The following is a 16,341-nucleotide window of genomic DNA, read 5'->3' on the forward strand; positions in this document are numbered from 1 at the left end:
AGTCATTCGGATCCCGCGTCCCAACCGGGTACTTCAGTGCGACCGACTTCTTCGATAATCCGCTGGTGCCGGGCAATTTCCTCCGGCGTCAACGGGTCGACTCGACGATAGTACAGCTTGGATGACCCGCCGCCGATCGTCGTGAGAGCGACGATCGCTTGCTTGACCACCGATTCCGCATAGATCTTCATCACCTGTGGCGTGGACAGCACGCGTCGGCCGTACTTCCAAATGACTCGGCGGGCATACTTGCTGCTCCACGCGTACTTCTTGTAGCTGAGTGGTTTGGGGACGCGGTAGTAGTAGACGACATCCGGAAGGATCTCGATAGTGCTCCCGACGTGGGCTTCGATCCAGAATGCGCGATCCTGAGCGCGGATCAGCGACTCGTCGTAGGGGTGATCGCGGAACCAGGCGGTCCGCGCCATGGCGGTGGCGTGCGATATCGGCGTGCCGGCTACCCATCCACGTGCGTCGTCAGGGACGTGGGCCGCCTTCTGGGCTCCTTCGACCGTCTTGCTGTCACTGATGATGATCATCTGACCCGCGAGGACGTCGGGCGCATCTTCCTGCGTGAGTCTCTGCAGTTGCACCGTCAGTCGATCAGGAGTCCAGGCATCGTCCGCAGCGAGGATTGCGATGTACTCACCGCGGGCCATAGAGGCGAGGCGGTTGAGGTGACTGCCGATGCCGCGCCGCGTGTCGTTGACGACATATGAGACGCGGGGGTCGTCGATCTTCTTGATGTGCTCGACGCGGTCCGGTGGACTCGCGTCGAGGAAGAAGACGACCTCCCAGTCCGTGAAGGTCTGGGCGTACACGGATCGGACAGCCAGCTCGATCTCGTCGAGGCTCTCGTTGACAAGAGGGATGCCTACGGTGACACGGGGGGTGGGCATCACTAGCTCCAAGTCGGGTGCGGTTCTCGCCCATCCTATGGCTCACGCCCCGCTCGCACCCATCTGCGGTTCAGGCCGATCTGATTTGATGACGTTGTGAATCGAGCCGATCCCGACGCGCCTGGACGCGCGATGCACCGCAAACGGACGCAGACCAAGCCACGCCGCAGACTCGGACTCTGGATCTCGCTCGGCGCGCTGCTGTTCGTGCTGATCGCCATCGTCGCAATAGGCGGGTGGCTGGCCAGCCAGATCTATGGCCAGGCGGATCGTGTGCGGGCTCACCTCGACGCCGCATTGTCGCACGTCAGTGAAGTGCAGCAAGGCGTGATGGACGGCGACTTCGACTCTGCATCCGTCGCCGCGGAGCAGTTCGCAGAGGAGACGGGGTCGGCCCGCGCGGAGGCACAAGGGCGGCTGTGGTCCTTCGCTGAGTCGCTCCCTGTCGGGCTGGCTGATGACCTCGTCGCGGTGCGACTCGTCGCAGAATCTGCTGATCAGCTTGCCCGTGACGTGGTTCAGCCGATGAGCTCGGTCGATCTCGCGGCGCTCGTTCCTCGCGGCGGCGCGATCGACGTGGGTGCGCTGGCGCAGCTTTCGGGTTTGCTCGACCAGGCAGAGGCCGGAGCGCGTACAGCTTTGGAATCGCTCGATCCGATCAATCGCGAAAACCTGATCGGACCGGTGTCGGCGGGCGTCACGAAACTAGAGAACGCTCTGAATTCGATTCTGCCGATGCTTCAGCCCATGCGGGATGTGCTCGAAGTGCTGCCGGAGGCCTTGGGCTCACCAGAGCCGAAGAATTACCTCCTGATGTTCCAAGGCACCTCGGAGGCTCGTAGCCTCGGCGGCAATGCCGCGGTCTTCCTTGTCCTCCACGCAGACAACGGTGTCGTGTCGATCGTCCAACGGGCCGACAGCTCCGACTTCTCGTCTCGGGCCGATCCGATCGTGCCGTTGAACCCCGAGTCGGTGGCGATCTACGGCGACAAGATCGGACGCTATACCCCAGATCCGACGATGGTTCCCGATTTCACGGAAGCCACCAGCATAATTCTCGGTTTCTGGGCCGATCGATTCGATATGACTTTCGACGGCGTTATCTCGATCGATCCCGTCGCCCTGGCCTATGTCTTGGGAGCGACCGGTCCCGTGCAGCTGCCGACCGGAGACACGCTCAGTGCGGCGAACGCGACGTCGCTCCTGCTCAACGAGGTCTACTTCCGATACGAGACCAACCTTGAGCAGAATGCTTTCTTCGCGGCTGCCGCGGATGCGGTGTACACGGCAGTCACGAACGGTCCGGCAAATCCGGTGGCCTTCATCTCGGCGATCGCGCGTGGCGCCGACGAGGGGCGCATCCTGTATCGCAGCAACGATGAGCGCCAGACCGAGCTGATCGCCGGATCGCGAATGTCCGGGGTGATGCCTCAGAACAATTCTGATTCCACAGTGTTGGGGGTTTATGTCAACGACAACACCGGGTCGAAGAAGAGTTACTACCTCGATATGGCGATCGAGGCGAGTTCAACACGGTGTGAAGCAGAGCCGGCTGAATACTCGGGTGCGGTGACGTTGTCTTCGTCGCTGTCAGCCGATATCGCGGGACGCTTGCCTCCCTACATCAAGGGTCCGTACTTCGCGGCGGAAGAGATCAGCACGTACGTCGTCCTATACGGTCCCGTCGGCGGTGCCTTGGATGAGGTTCTCATCGACGGCGCCCCGGCCCCTGTGCTCAGCGCGGGGCAGCATCTGGGACGTCCTGCGGTAAAGGTCGAGGTCTCGCATTGGCTGGAGAGTTCGCACACGATTGCGTTTCGATTCCACGCGGCGGAAGCATCGAGCGAGCTTGGTCCGCTGAACGTCTGGCATACGCCCATGAGCCGAGCTACCTCCGTCGCGATCACGGAACCCGGTTGCTCGTGATCGTCGAGCGGGGGCCGGTCACGTAGCGTACGCCTTCGCCGCCACGCGGCTGCATCTAGGATTGACAGTATGCGTATTGCCGTCGTGGCCCTCGGAAAGATCGGCCTCCCGCTTGCTGTGCAGTTCGCGTCCTCCGGTCACGAGGTCGTAGGCGTCGATGTCAATCAGGCGACGGTCGACAAGATAAACACCGGTCAAGAGCCGTTCCCCGGTGAAGCAGAGCTGCAGGAGCGGCTCTCGGAGTTGATCCCCGAAGGACGACTGCGTGCGACGACGGACTACAGTGAAGCGATCCCGCACGCGGACGCGATCGTCATCGTGGCGCCCGTCTTCGTGGATGAGCAGACCTCGGAGCCCGACTTCACCTACATGGACTCGGCGACGAAGTCGCTCGCCGAGCACCTGACCGCGGGGACGCTTGTCGTCTACGAGACGACGCTGCCCGTGGGAACGACACGCAACCGGTACAAGCCGATGATCGAGGAGATCTCAGGCCTCACCGAGGGGGTCGACTTCCACCTCGCGTACTCCCCGGAGAGGGTCCTCACGGGCCGGGTATTCGCCGATCTGCAGAAGTATCCGAAGCTCATCGGCGCACTGTCCGCCGAAGGAACTCGTCGAGTTCGGAACTTCTATGAGGCCGTCCTTCAGTTCGACGAGCGTCCGGATCTCTCGCGGGCCAACGGCGTGTGGGATCTGGGAACGACGGAAGCGTCGGAAATGGCCAAGCTCGCCGAAACGACCTACCGTGACGTGAACATCGGTCTTGCCAATCAGTTCGGACTTTTCGCCTCGGCGAACGGGATCGACGTGCACAAAGTCATCGAGGCGTGCAACTCGCAGCCGTACAGCCACATCCATCGTCCAGGGATCGCGGTGGGCGGTCATTGCATACCCGTGTATCCGCGGTTGTACCTCTCCACCGATCCCGAAGCGGAGATCGTGCGCACCGCACGTGATCTCAACGCGTCGATGCCGGAACGCATGGTGGCTCGCGCAGAAGCACTGCTGGGATCATTGGAAGGTCTGCGCGCCGTCGTACTGGGCGCGGCATACCGAGGCGGGGTGAAAGAGACCGCGTTCTCCGGTGTCTTCCCGATAATGGACGCGCTGCGAGCGCGGGGCGCGACTGTCCGGGTGCACGACCCGCTGTATTCGGACGACGAGCTGCGCGGCCTCGGATTGGAACCCTACGACATGGGGGACCCGGTCGATCTGGTCGTGCTTCACACGGATCATGCGGAATATCGGGAGATCTCGCCCGCTGACCTGCCCGGCGTCAAGCTGTGCGTCGATGGTCGCGCGGCAACCGACCCTGCACGTTGGGTCGGCACGCCGCGAATCGTCGTTGGGGCAGCAGAGTGATGGCGGCAGCACTGGTGGAGACACCAACTGCTGACGGCGACTTCGTTCGCGTCTACGTCCAAGAGGATCTCCGTGGCACCGCGTCGTGACGTGCGGATCGCCGAGTCCGCCGACGTCGCCGCCGACGCCGAACTCGGCCCTGGCACGTCGGTCTGGCATCTGGCGCAGGTCAGAGAAGGGGCGGTGCTCGGCGACAACTGTGTCGTCGGTCGCGGCGCATATATCGGCACGGGCGTGCAACTGGGCGACAACTGCAAGGTCCAGAACTACGCTCTCGTGTACGAGCCAGCAGAACTCGCCGACGGTGTCTTCATAGGACCCGCGGTGGTCCTCACGAACGACACCTACCCGCGGGCGGTCAACGTCGATGGGACGATCAAGAGCGCCCACGACTGGACGCCGGTCGGGGTGACTATCGGTCGCGGCGCGTCGATCGGCGCTCGTGCAACCTGCGTTGCGCCCGTCACAATCGGCGAATGGGCGACTGTCGCGGCGGGTTCCGTCGTCGTGAAGGACGTGCCCGCCTTTGCGCTCGTGGCCGGCGTACCGGCGAAGCGCATGGGCTGGGTCGGCGAAGCGGGAGTGCCGTTGAAGCCGAGCTCGGAGGGTATCTGGATCTGTCCGGTCTCGGGGGCACGATTTCGAGAGCATGATGACACATTGACCAAGGAGACATCGTGAACGATTTCGTTCCCGCAGCGAAGCCGGTCATCGGCGACGAGGAACGCGAGGCCGTTGATCGGGTTCTGCGCAGCGGCATGATTGCTCAGGGCCCTGAAGTGGCAGCGTTCGAAACAGAGTTCTCTGCGCATTTCGTACCCGGACGCGTGACGGTCGCTGTGAACTCCGGCACTTCGGGGCTCCACCTCGGCCTGCTTGCGGCGGGTGTCGGCCCGGGAGATGAGGTCCTCGTACCGTCGTTCACGTTCGCGGCGACGGCGAACGCCGTCGCCCTGGCGGGGGCGACACCGGTCTTCGTCGACATCGAGCCGGAGACCTTCACCCTCGCTCCGGACGCCGCCGCGGCCGCGGTGACCGAGCGGACGAGGGGCATCCTCCCGGTTCACCTATACGGACACCCCGCGCGGATGCAGGAGCTTGAAGCGATCGCTGCGTCCCACGGGATCGATCTCTATGAAGATGCGGCGCAAGCTCACGGCGCCTCGCTCAACGGGCGCCCCGTGGGTTCGTTCGGTCAGTTCGCGATGTTCAGCCTGTACCCCACGAAGAACATGACCAGCGGTGAGGGCGGAATGGTCACCGCAGCGACTGACGAGATCGCGCGCCGGTTGAAGCTCCTTCGCAACCAGGGTATGGAGCGTCAGTACGAGAACGAGCTCATCGGTTTCAACAATCGGATGACCGACATTCATGCGGCGATCGGTCGAGTGCAGCTGACCAAGGTAGACGCGTGGACACGCGCTCGCAGGAACAACGCCGCATTCCTCGACGCCAACCTTCGCGGCGTTGTTGTCCCGCCCGTCGCAGACGGCGCCGTCCACGTGTACCACCAGTACACGGTTCGGGTGTCCGAAGACCGCGACCGTTTCGTCGCTGCTCTCAAGGAGGAGCATCAGATCGGCGCCGGCGTTTATTACCCCATCCCGAATCATCGGCTCCCGTCCCTGGCGTCATACGCGCCGGGCTTGGATCTGCCAGAGACGGAGCGGGCCGCCAAGGAGGTTGTTTCGCTTCCGGTGCACCCCTCGCTGAGCGAAGGTGATCTGGAGCGCATCGTCACTGCGGTCAACGTGCTCGCACAGGCGGGTGGCTGATGGCTTCGCTGCGCGCCGGCCTGCTCGGTGTTGGGATGATGGGCCGGCACCACGCACGGGTGCTCCGAGAGCTCGATGGGGTTGAGCTCGTCGCGATCGCCGATCCCGGAGGGGATCCGCATGCTGTAGCCGGCGACTTGGACGTCCTCCCCGACATCGATGCGCTGATCGATGCGGGAATCGACGTGGCCGTTGTCGCGGTGCCCACCCGATTCCACGAAGACGCGGCGCTGAAGCTCGCGGTTGCCGGGGTGCACACTCTGGTCGAGAAGCCCATCGCGCACAGCCTCGCGGCCGGTCAGCGGATGGTCGATGCGTTCGCCAATGCGGAATTGATCGGAGCCGTAGGCCACATCGAGCGTTTCAACCCCGCGTTGCAGGAACTGCGTCGACGCATCGCCTTGGGAGAGCTCGGCACCGTGTACCAGGTGGCGACTCGCAGGCAGGGCCCGTTCCCTTCGCGTATTGCCGACGTGGGCGTGGGCAAGGACCTGGCGTCTCACGATGTCGATCTCACCGCGTGGATTGTGCAGAGCGACTACGACGTGGTCTTCGGTCAGACGGCACACAAGAGCGGACGCGAATACGAAGACATGATCACGATCACTGGCCGGACCGAGTCTGGCGTGATCGTGAACAACATCGTCAATTGGTTGAGCCCGATGAAGGAGCGCTTGACCGTGGTGACGGGCGAGAAGGGCGCTTTCGTCGCCGACACGTCTACCGGTGATCTCACTTTCTACGCCAACGGCACGATCCCGTTGGAGTGGGAATCGGTGTCGAGCTTCCGCGGCGTTTCTGAGGGCGATGTCACTCGGTTCGCGTTCCCCAAGCGCGAGCCGCTGCGCGTCGAGCACGAGGCATTCCGCGACGCTGTGCTCGGCAAGAGCAACGACGTCGTGACGATGGAACAGGGGTTGCGTACGCTCGCCGTCGTGGAGGCCGCGCTGGACTCGGCGCGGCAGGGCGAGCCGAAGAGGCTCGCGCGCGGCTAAAGCATCAGACCCCTGCCGCGACTCCTGCCTGCCAGCGCCAGGCGTCGCGGCACGCATCGTCGAGGTCGAGTTGCGCATGCCATCCGAGTTCGCGGTTCGCCTTGGAGGGGTCGGCGACCGCCGTAGCGACGTCTCCGGCGCGTGGTTCGGCGATGACGTAGGGGATTTCCCTGCCGCTGGCGTCGGCGAAGGCGCGGATGACTTCCAGCACGCTGTGCCCGACGCCGGTGCCGAGATTGAACACCTCGACGCCGGGTGAGAGGTGTTCGAGCGCGGCGAGGTGACCGCGGGCGAGATCCATCACGTGGATGTAGTCGCGCACGCCCGTGCCATCCGGCGTCGGGTACCGGTCCCCGAAGACGTTGACGTGTTCGCGCACGCCCGAGGCGACCTCGGCGACGTACGGCATGAGGTTGTTCGGCACGCCGGAGGGCTTCTCGCCGATGCGCCCGGACTCGTGGGCTCCGACCGGATTGAAGTACCGAAGCAGCGCGACCTCCAGATCCGGTTGGGCATGCCCGACATCGCGGATGATCTGTTCGTTCATCGCCTTCGACCACCCGTAAGGATTCGTCAGTCCGTGGCCGACAGGATGCTGTTCGTCGATGCGCTGAGATTCAGAGGCGCCGTACACGGTCGCCGACGAGCTGAACACGAACTTGCGCACATTCTTGGCGCGCATGATGTCGAGGATGTTCAGCGTCGAGACGATGTTGGTGCGGTAGTAGACCGACGGCTGCGCGACCGACTCACCCACCGACTTCAGGCCGGCGAGATGGATCACGGCATCGAAGTCCAGGCCGTCGAGGGCGCGTTCTGCCGCTGCGAGATCGGCGATGTCGCAGCGGATGCTGTCGACGGGCCGCTGCGCCAGCTTCTCGACACGGGCGATGACCTGCGGACTGCTGTTGGAGAAGTCATCGAGCAGGACGACATCATGGCCGGCTTCGAGCAGCACGACGGCCGTGTGTGACCCGATGTAGCCGGCTCCGCCGGTGAGAAGAACGCGCATCGTCTGAGACTACCGCGGGTGTCGGGGTCGGCTCGGGAGTGAGAAGACTTCGAGACTATCCACCAATTCAGTTCCCAGTACTAGTAATGATGTTCTAATTTGGATAGGCTTGACGCATGAACCCGCTCGATGATCTGGACGAAGCCGTCATGGCGGTCCGTGCCGCGTGGGAGTCGGCGGAGACCGCGGGGGATGTGCCGCGAGAGCGCCTGGTAGCGGTCAACGACGCCCTCGGATCGGTGCGTCGTCGGGTGGATGCGGTACTCGCCGAGGTGGCCGCCCGCATCGCGGCCGAGTCCCGCAAAGAACTCGGCCCGCAGGGTTTGGCGAAACAGCACGGGTATCGCACCCCGGCGATGCTGATCGCCTCCGCCACTGGCGCTTCCACCGGGGAAGCGAACAGGTTCGTCACCGTCGGGACAGCCACGGCCCCTCGGACGAGCCTGTTCGGCGAGCGGTTGCCGGCGAAGTACCCCGCCGTCCGTGACGCATCCCGCACGGGCGCGTTGTCGGTGCCGGCGTCGGCGGCGATCATTTCGCTGTTGGACAGGGTGCGCCTGAAAGTCTCGGAAGAACGTGTCGTGCAGGCCGAGCAGGTGCTCGCCACCCAGGCGTCAGGGATGTCTATGGATGAGGTTCGTAAGCTCCTCACCCGCGCTGAAGCATGGCTGGATCCCGACGGTGTCGAACCCCGGGAGGCACAAGCCCGCGCGGACAGGTCGTTGCAGATGTTCGAACGCGACGGGATGCTCCACCTCACTCTGCAGACCGACGTCGCCAGCGGTGCACCGGTGAAGGCGGCGATCGAGGGGTACGTGTCCGCCCAGTTCGCCTCCCGCAAGAATGCTGCGCGCGTGACAGATGCCGAGGGAGCCGTTGAGGGTGATACCCGCACGGTCACCCAGATGCGTGCGGACGCCCTCACGCTCTTCGCCGAGCACGTCCTCGGCTGCCAGCACGACGACTTGCCACTGGCCGGCGCCACGGTCGTCGTCCGCGTGGACCTCGACGACCTCGAAGCGGGCACCGGTATCGCCCGCATCGATGGAGTGACGGCCCCGGTGAGCATCGCCACCGCAAGGAGGCTCGCCGCCGACGGCGGTGTCATCCCGTGGGTGTGCGGTCCGGAGGGAGACATCCTCGATTGGGGGCGTCAGCGTCGCCTGTTCACCCGGCCGCAGAAGCTCGCCCTCACCGAGAGAGACGGCGGGTGCGCCATGTGCGGGCTCCCACCCGCCATGAGTCATGTGCACCACATCCGATGGTGGGAGAGGGATGCCGGACCCACGGATCTGGACAACGGGGTCCTGCTCTGCAGCACCTGCCACCACCTGATTCATGACAACGAGTGGGACGTCCGGGTCGAGGGCACCGGGATCCATGGACGGGTGTGGTTCCTGCCGCCCGCGACCGCCGACCCTGAACGCACACCGCGGCCCGCCGCGAATCGGAGATTCGAACACGTCGCATAGGGGCGGAGGACGAGTGTGCTCACTTCGTTTCGCCCCGCCGCTCGGTCAGCGATCGGGGAGAGAGGACTCCCTGTCGTCGCTGAGCAGGTAGCGCACGAGGAACACCGCTGCGCATCCGATCGCGGTTCCGAGCGTGTTGGCAGCGACGTCCGACAGGGTCGGGAAGCGCGAGGGCAGAGTCATCTGCACGAGTTCGATCGTGGAGCTGGCGACCAGTCCGGCGATGATGATCAGCCACATCCGCAGGCGCGGCCAGGCCAGGGCGAGCAGCAGCCCCAGGGGCACGAACAGCGCCACGTTCGCGAGGAACTCCATGATCGTGTACGCCGTGCGCAACGGGATGCCGTACTCGTGCAGGCGACGCGCGATCACCATCACGATGCCCGTGACCCTTGCCGCATCCTTCCCCGGCAGCCACACGATCAGTCCCAGGCCGAGCGCATACGGCAGAAGGAGGATCCGCGAGAGCACAACGGTCAGCGGACGGCGGGGCACCCATCCAGCCTATTGCGGGCACGGCCGAGCATTCGGCAGACGCCGGGGACTTAGCCAGAGCGCTCATCAGAAGGTGCTCCCCGCGGTACCACGAAGGGAACATAGAAAAACTTGTGGACTCATTCACAAGAAAAGCTGTAAACTCATTCTCAAGAAAAGCTATGAACGGGTGCGAGTGGTGGAGTGACATGAAGAAGAACGAGCTTGTGTGGCGCGAGCTTGTCGACGCTGCCATCGTGCAACGGGAACGACGATGGAACAACGTCGATGACGTCGCATTCCGTGCGGGTGTCGCCCCGGCAACGGCGGCGTACGCGCTGCGGCGCGTGATCGAGATCGGCGCCATCCAACAGCACCATGCGGGATTCACTGTCGTGAACCCCGCGAAGGTGCTGACGCTCCTGTGCGCTGCGCGCAGCATCCTGTCCGACACGTTGGCCATCGTGACCATGCATGACCATGACATTGAGCACCTGCGCGACCGCTGGGGCGCGGGGCTGATCGCCGGCGGCGCTGCCGCTGCCGTGGAGCTCCTGGGAGGAGTGAACACGGTGTCGGATTACTCCGAGCGGATCTTCTACCTCCGCGACGGCGAGGCGATCCGCACACTGACCGAGTTGGTCGACCAGAGGAAAGAAGCCCAGCACAGCGGCTTCGGCCGAGACCGAGGCAACGTGACGTTGTTGCTCGCGGATCCTCGCGCGGCCCGAAACTGGCGACGGCATACGTCATTCGCGCAGACATACGCAGATCTGTTCGCGACGCCCGGCTGGCAGGCATCCGAGTTCCGTCTTGCGCTGGATGAGAAGTACCTCAGTGGGCGAGATTGGGATCAGGACTCGGCATGACGGATCTGACCGATGACGAGCTCGGACGAGTCCACGGGCTGCTGGACCACCTCGGATACGATCTCGAACCATCCATCCTCATCGGCGGATGGGCGACACAGCTGCGCGTCGGCGGCGACGTGAGCCGCGACATTGACCTCATCATCATGGATCAGCGGCTGCGGCAGAAGCTCCGTGACATCCTGCCCGACTACAGCGAGAACACCATCCACAGCGGAGGCCGCAAGGGGCGCGGCACCAAGAACGGTGTGCATATCGATGCCTACATTCCCTACGAATCGGCGCTCGGCACGTTGCTCCGGCTCAGGGTGGACGCACTGCTCGAGCACACGGAGCCCGCCCCGATGAGGGGATGGCGGTTGCTGAACATCCATGCGCACACCGCTACCAAGTTCGCCGCACTCCTGGATCGACCGGGCACCGAGAAAGGGGAGAAGGACGCGCGCGAAATCGACCGGCTCCTGGGCCACGGTGCTGACCCCACCGCGACCATCGCCGTCCTCATCTCCGCTACCGGCGGTGACCCCGACCAGATTCCCGGGTGCGTGGGGCGCGTCTTCGAGCTCATCCCCACCCTTGCAGCCGTCAACAAGCAACGGCGGCGCGAACTCGCTCAGCAGCGTCGGATCTGGGTCGACGAAGCCGACCACCAGTTGGCACTCCGCCATTCCGAACGCTGACGGGCCGGGACGTTCGCCCTGCCTGCGCGGGGGATCCTCAGTCAGCGGGCGGTGCGGCGGTGGCGGTGGGCGAGCCCCACACCGGGTCGGCGAACACCGACGGCAGGCCCCACTCCATGCGTTCGATGTACCGCAGCAGCACGCCCTCGCGCAGCGCCCACGGCGACACCTCGAGCTCGTCGACCTTCATCGCGGTCATCGCCGTATGCAGCGAGACGGCCGCGGCGACGATCTGGAACGTGCGGTCGGGCGTGATCCCCGGCAGCTCCTGACGGGCGGATGCGGGAAGCCGCGCCAGCCGCGGGATCCACGACCCCAGTTCGGCGCGCGGCAGCAGCATCCGCTCCGATCCCGAGCCCGACCATCCAGGAACCGGATGCCCCACCAGCTTCGCCAGCGATCGGATCGCCTTCGATGAGCCCACCACGCGATCCGGGCGGTCCTGCGCGAGGAACTGTTCGGCGGCGGGCGCGATGGTCGCCGCCGCATGTTCGCGCAGCCGCTCCACGGCATCCTCGCCGGGCGGGTCGTCGGGCAGGAACTGCACCGTCATCCGACCCGCTCCCAGCGGCACCGACACGGCCAGGTCGGGCAGCTCGTCGCCCCCCAGCGCCAGCTCGAGCGAGCCGCCGCCGATGTCGAACAGCAGGATCTGCCCGGCCGCCCAGCCGAACCAGCGGCGCACGGCGAGGAACGTCAGGCGCGCCTCCGCATCGCCGTCGAGCACCTGCAGGCGAGCGCCCATCGCCTCCTCGATGCGGGCGATCACCTCCGGGCCGTTCGCGGCCTCGCGCACGGCACTGGTCGCTGTCGCCAGCAGCTCGTCGACATTCTCGCGCTCGGCGACCTCGCGGGCGCGGGCCACCGCATCCACGATCTGGATGATGCCCTCGTCGCTGATCGCCCCCGATGGGGTGAGGAAGCGCATGAGCCGCACGATCGTGCGATCGCTCGTGGTCGCCAGCGGGCGCCCGCCCGGCCTCACATCCGCCGCCAGCAGATGCACGGTATTGGACCCGATGTCGAGAACTCCCAAGCGCACGTCACGAGACTAGCGGGATGAGGGCGCTGCCCGAAGGCGACGGGCGAGGATGCAAGAAAACCACGACCTGCATGAGAAACGCCCTTCGGCGTGGCTCCTCATGCAGACCGTGGTTCGTCGGGCGCGATGCCTCCGCGTCAGTTCGCCGGGTAGCCCGACGAGGCGAGCACGCCGCGACCGCCGTCGACGCCGTCGGCGGCCACGCTGACCTGACCCGCCACAGGGTTGCGCGGGGTGGGCGTGCCGGGCGTGAACGGAGGACGCTCCGCTCGGGTGCCCCGGATGGTCCCTGCCGCGGCATGGTGAGGGCGGAGTGGGGCACCCGAATCGGGTGCCCGAGCGCTCGGGTCATGGGCGGCACGCGGATACGATGGGGCGCGTGACCTCAGAGCCGAACGCGACCCTGTCGCCCTACCGTCGCATCGACCGTGCGGACTGGGCGAGGCTGGCCGCCGATCTCGATCAGCCGCTCACCGAGACCGAGGTCGTCGAATTGCGCGGCCTCGGCGACCGGCTCGACCTCGACGAGGTGCGCGAGGTGTATCTGCCGCTGAGCCGGCTGCTGAGTCTTTACGCCACCTCCACCAAACGTCTGGGGGCCGCCACCAGCACATTCCTCAAAGAAGACGACGACACGACGCCGTTCGTGATCGGCGTGGCCGGTTCGGTCGCGGTCGGAAAATCGACTATCGCCCGGCTGCTGCGCGAGCTCGTCAGCCGCTGGCCAGACACTCCCCGCGTCGAACTCGTCACCACCGACGGATTCCTCTATCCGAACGCCGAGCTCGAACGGCGCGGGCTCATGGAGCGCAAGGGCTTCCCCGAGTCGTACGACCGGCGTGCGCTCGTCGAGTTCCTCACCGAGGTGAAGAGCGGCGCGCCCGAAGCCCGTGCCCCCTTCTACTCGCACATCCGCTACGACATCGTGCCCGATGCGACCGTCGTCGTGCGTCGCCCCGACGTCGTCATCGTCGAAGGCCTCAACGTGCTGCAGCCGCCGCCCGTGCCCAACGACGTCGCCGTCAGCGACCTGTTCGACTTCTCCATCTACGTGGATGCCGATCCCGACCACATCGCTCAGTGGTACATCGACCGCTTCCTCGCCCTGCGCAAGGGCGCCTTCACCAACCCCACCTCGTACTTCAACGTCTTCGCGCACCTCACCGACGACGAGGCGCGGACCACCGCGCTCGGGTACTGGAACGAGATCAACATGCCGAACCTCGTCGAGAACGTCATGCCCACCAAACATCGCGCGACCCTCGTGCTCAACAAGGGGCTCGACCACGCGGTCGAGCACGTGGAGCTGCGCAAGCTGTAGCGGCGCTGACGGGCCGCCGCTGAGAAACCGCCTACTGCGCGAGAAACCACCGCAGGAGTGGTTTCTGAGACGGAACATGGTTTCTCGGATGTGGTGGCCGCGCTTGCCGGGTGACCGCGAGCTGTTGTGGCGAGAGCGGGCGGGGGACAGACTGAGGCGCGTGAACAGCGAAACCGAAGCAAAGCAGACAGGCGGCGTCTCTCGGCGCACCCTCGTGAAGGCTGGCGTGTGGGCCGTGCCCGTTGTGGCGGCCGCGGTGGCGGTTCCCGCGCAGGCCGCCTCCACGGTGACGTTCGCGCTGACGAACACCAGCAGCTTTTACGACCCCCTCTCTCCGGACCCCCTCTCGCCCCCGTACGACCTCTACCTCTCCGGTGATCTCTCCCGCACCGACGGGCAGCAGATCACGCAGGACTACGCGACCGTCGTGGCGACGAACAGCGGTGACACCCGCACCTGGTATGTCTCGGGATCGACGAACTACAACCCGTATCCCTTCTCCACCTTCATCCACAACGTCTCGGGCGAGGCGACGAGCTTCACACTCACCATCGACGGAGAAGTACTGGGACCGTTCCCGATCGATCCGCCGTTCTGACGCGGGTCGACGGCGGGTTCGTACGGACGCCTCGCAAATCGCGCGGATTATTCTTGAGCCCATGTGTGGAATCGTCGGATACGTGGGCTCGCGACCGAGCCAGGACATCCTCCTCTCCGGTCTCGCCCGACTCGAATACCGCGGCTATGACTCCGCGGGCATCGCGGTGATCGACGGCGACGGAGACCTCGGGATGCGCAAGAAGGCGGGCAAGCTCGCCGTGCTCCGCGACGACCTCGATGCGCATCCGCTCGCGGCCGGCACTACCGGCATCGGCCACACCCGCTGGGCCACGCACGGTGGGCCGACTGACGTCAACGCGCATCCGCACCTCGCCGACGACGACAAGCTCGCACTCATCCACAACGGCATCATCGAGAACTTCGCCGCGCTGCGCGCCGAGCTCGAAGCAGAGGGCGTGACCTTCCGCAGCGAGACCGACACCGAGGTCGCCGCCGCGCTGCTCGGCCGCGAGTACCGCCGCACGGGCGACCTGGAAGGCGCGTTCCGCGCCGTCGTGAACCGGCTCGAAGGCGCCTTCACGCTGCTGGCCATGCACGAGGACCACCCGGGCGTCGTCGTCGGCGCCCGTCGAAACTCGCCGCTCGTGATCGGGCTCGGCAAGGGAGAGAACTTCCTCGGCTCCGACGTCGCCGCCTTCGTGGAGCACACCCGCAACGCGCTCGCGATCGGGCAGGACCAGATGGTCACCATCACGCCCGACGCGGTGACCGTCACCGACTTCGAGGGCAACGCCGTCGAGGCCGAGCCCTTCGAGGTCTCGTGGGATGCCGCCGCCGCCGAGAAGGGCGGATGGCCGTCGTTCATGGCCAAGGAGGTCTCGGAAGAGCCCGAGGCCGTCGCCAACACGGTGCGTGGCCGCGTGCAGGACGGCGCCGTCGTCATCCCCGAGCTCGACGGACTGGATGAGCTGTTCCGCGACATCGACCGCGTGATCATCACCGCCTGCGGCACCGCCTTCTACGCGGGCATGGTGGGCAAGTACGCGCTCGAGGCATGGGCGCGCGTGCCCGTGGATGTGGAGCTGGCGCACGAGTTCCGCTATCGCGACCCCGTGATCGGCGCCCGCACGCTCATCGTCTCGATCAGCCAGTCGGGCGAGACCATGGACACACTCATGGCCGTCAAGTACGCCGCCGAGCAGGGCGCGCGCACGCTGTCGATCTGCAACACGCAGGGGGCCACCATCCCGCGCGAGTCGGATGCGGTCGTCTACACGCACGCGGGGCCCGAGGTGGCCGTTGCATCCACCAAGGCGTTCGTCGCGCAGATCACCGCCCTGCTCCTGCTCGGCCTGCACGTGGGCCGGGTGCGCGAGACGCTGCCCGCCGACGCATCCGACGACGTGACGGGCCTGGAGGCGCTGCCGGAGAAGATCGCGCAGCTGCTCGACGAGGAGCAGGAGCACGTCGAGCAGCTGGCGAGTTGGATGGCGGACACTCGCTCGGTGCTGTTCCTCGGGCGCAACGTCGGGTACCCGATCGCCATGGAGGGTGCGCTCAAGCTCAAGGAGATCTCGTACATCCACGCCGAGGGCTTCGCCGCCGGTGAGCTCAAGCACGGGCCGATCGCCCTCATCGAACCGGGTCAGCCGGTGTTCGTGATCGTGCCGTCGCCGCGGCACTCGGCGCTCGTGCACTCCAAAGTCGTGTCGAACATCCAGGAGATCCGCGCCCGCGGCGCCCGTGTGATCGCTGTCGCCGAGGAGGGCGACGCGGCCGTGCTGCCGTTCGCCGACGAGGTCATCCGCATCCCGTTGGCAGGGCCCTTCCTCGAGCCGGTGCTGGCCGTCGTGCCCCTGCACTTGTTCGCGATGGGGCTGGCCAACGCCAAGGGCCTCGACGTCGACCAGCCCAGGAACCTCGCCAAGTCCGTCACCGTGGAGTGAGCTC

Annotated in this window: 15 protein-coding genes; 11 read left to right on the forward strand and 4 right to left on the reverse strand. The window is 65.8% G+C overall.

Translation table 11 applies throughout. The annotated features are described in order from the left end of the window. Positions 1-2 precede the first annotated feature (2 nt). On the reverse strand, positions 3-899 hold the full coding sequence (locus tag BKA02_RS08280) for a glycosyltransferase family 2 protein (protein ID WP_179433021.1): 897 nt from the start codon (positions 897-899) through the stop codon (positions 3-5). A gap of 96 nt (positions 900-995) precedes the next feature. Here BKA02_RS08280 and BKA02_RS14575 point away from each other — a divergent pair, with 96 nt between their 5' ends. The 5 genes from BKA02_RS14575 to BKA02_RS08305 all read left to right on the forward strand — a co-directional run bounded on the left by BKA02_RS14575 (position 996) and on the right by BKA02_RS08305 (position 6,960). Further along, on the forward strand, positions 996-2,825 hold the full coding sequence (locus BKA02_RS14575; RefSeq protein ID WP_179433023.1) for a DUF4012 domain-containing protein: 1,830 nt from the start codon (positions 996-998) through the stop codon (positions 2,823-2,825). Between the two features lie 69 nt (positions 2,826-2,894). Then, complete coding sequence (locus BKA02_RS08290; RefSeq protein ID WP_179433025.1) at positions 2,895-4,190, forward strand: nucleotide sugar dehydrogenase; 1,296 nt, start codon at positions 2,895-2,897, stop codon at positions 4,188-4,190. A 72-nt stretch (positions 4,191-4,262) separates the two neighbouring features. Next, complete coding sequence (locus tag BKA02_RS08295) at positions 4,263-4,871, forward strand: acyltransferase (RefSeq protein ID WP_343045377.1); 609 nt, start codon at positions 4,263-4,265, stop codon at positions 4,869-4,871. Continuing rightward, on the forward strand, positions 4,868-5,965 hold the full coding sequence (locus BKA02_RS08300; protein WP_179433027.1) for an aminotransferase class I/II-fold pyridoxal phosphate-dependent enzyme: 1,098 nt from the start codon (positions 4,868-4,870) through the stop codon (positions 5,963-5,965). The genes BKA02_RS08295 and BKA02_RS08300 overlap by 4 nt, the downstream gene beginning before the upstream one ends. After that, positions 5,965-6,960 (forward strand): Gfo/Idh/MocA family protein, encoded by a 996-nt coding sequence (locus BKA02_RS08305; RefSeq protein WP_179433029.1) that lies wholly within the window; start codon positions 5,965-5,967, stop codon positions 6,958-6,960. Before BKA02_RS08300 ends, BKA02_RS08305 begins: the two co-directional genes overlap by 1 nt. A gap of 4 nt (positions 6,961-6,964) precedes the next feature. On the opposite strand, the gene galE is transcribed toward BKA02_RS08305, so the two are convergent. Then, on the reverse strand, positions 6,965-7,972 hold the full coding sequence (galE, locus tag BKA02_RS08310; RefSeq protein WP_179433031.1) for a UDP-glucose 4-epimerase GalE: 1,008 nt from the start codon (positions 7,970-7,972) through the stop codon (positions 6,965-6,967). Between the two features lie 116 nt (positions 7,973-8,088). Here galE and BKA02_RS08315 point away from each other — a divergent pair, with 116 nt between their 5' ends. Then, positions 8,089-9,444 carry an HNH endonuclease signature motif containing protein gene (locus tag BKA02_RS08315; protein ID WP_179433033.1) on the forward strand — a complete coding sequence of 452 codons (1,356 nt, stop codon included), beginning with the start codon at positions 8,089-8,091 and terminating at the stop codon, positions 9,442-9,444. A 45-nt stretch (positions 9,445-9,489) separates the two neighbouring features. Here BKA02_RS08315 and BKA02_RS14395 read toward each other — a convergent pair whose 3' ends face one another. After that, positions 9,490-9,939, reverse strand: a complete 450-nt coding sequence (locus tag BKA02_RS14395; RefSeq protein WP_179433035.1) for a VanZ family protein — start codon at positions 9,937-9,939, stop codon at positions 9,490-9,492. A gap of 113 nt (positions 9,940-10,052) precedes the next feature. On the opposite strand from BKA02_RS14395, the gene BKA02_RS08325 reads away from it, so the two are divergent. Together BKA02_RS08325 and BKA02_RS08330 are read left to right on the forward strand one after the other, a co-directional pair. Next, positions 10,053-10,787, forward strand: coding sequence for a hypothetical protein (locus tag BKA02_RS08325; RefSeq protein ID WP_179433037.1), 735 nt, complete (start codon positions 10,053-10,055; stop codon positions 10,785-10,787). Further along, on the forward strand, positions 10,784-11,467 hold the full coding sequence (locus tag BKA02_RS08330; protein WP_179433040.1) for a hypothetical protein: 684 nt from the start codon (positions 10,784-10,786) through the stop codon (positions 11,465-11,467). The genes BKA02_RS08325 and BKA02_RS08330 overlap by 4 nt, the downstream gene beginning before the upstream one ends. Positions 11,468-11,504: 37 nt before the next feature. Here the strand turns inward: BKA02_RS08330 and BKA02_RS08335 are convergent, their stop codons facing one another. Then, positions 11,505-12,509 carry a Ppx/GppA phosphatase family protein gene (locus tag BKA02_RS08335; RefSeq protein WP_179433042.1) on the reverse strand — a complete coding sequence of 335 codons (1,005 nt, stop codon included), beginning with the start codon at positions 12,507-12,509 and terminating at the stop codon, positions 11,505-11,507. Between the two features lie 370 nt (positions 12,510-12,879). Here BKA02_RS08335 and coaA point away from each other — a divergent pair, with 370 nt between their 5' ends. The 3 genes from coaA to glmS all read left to right on the forward strand — a co-directional run bounded on the left by coaA (position 12,880) and on the right by glmS (position 16,337). Then, complete coding sequence (coaA, locus tag BKA02_RS08340; protein WP_179433044.1) at positions 12,880-13,830, forward strand: type I pantothenate kinase; 951 nt, start codon at positions 12,880-12,882, stop codon at positions 13,828-13,830. A 160-nt stretch (positions 13,831-13,990) separates the two neighbouring features. Beyond that, entirely contained in the window at positions 13,991-14,428 is a 438-nt protein-coding gene (locus tag BKA02_RS08345; protein WP_179433046.1) for a hypothetical protein, read from the forward strand. Between the two features lie 61 nt (positions 14,429-14,489). After that, positions 14,490-16,337 (forward strand): glutamine--fructose-6-phosphate transaminase (isomerizing), encoded by a 1,848-nt coding sequence (glmS, locus tag BKA02_RS08350; protein ID WP_179433048.1) that lies wholly within the window; start codon positions 14,490-14,492, stop codon positions 16,335-16,337. The last annotated feature ends 4 nt before the right edge of the window (positions 16,338-16,341 follow it).

Source organism: Microbacterium pseudoresistens, assembly GCF_013409745.1.
Taxonomy (GTDB): Bacteria; Actinomycetota; Actinomycetes; order Actinomycetales; family Microbacteriaceae; genus Microbacterium; species Microbacterium pseudoresistens.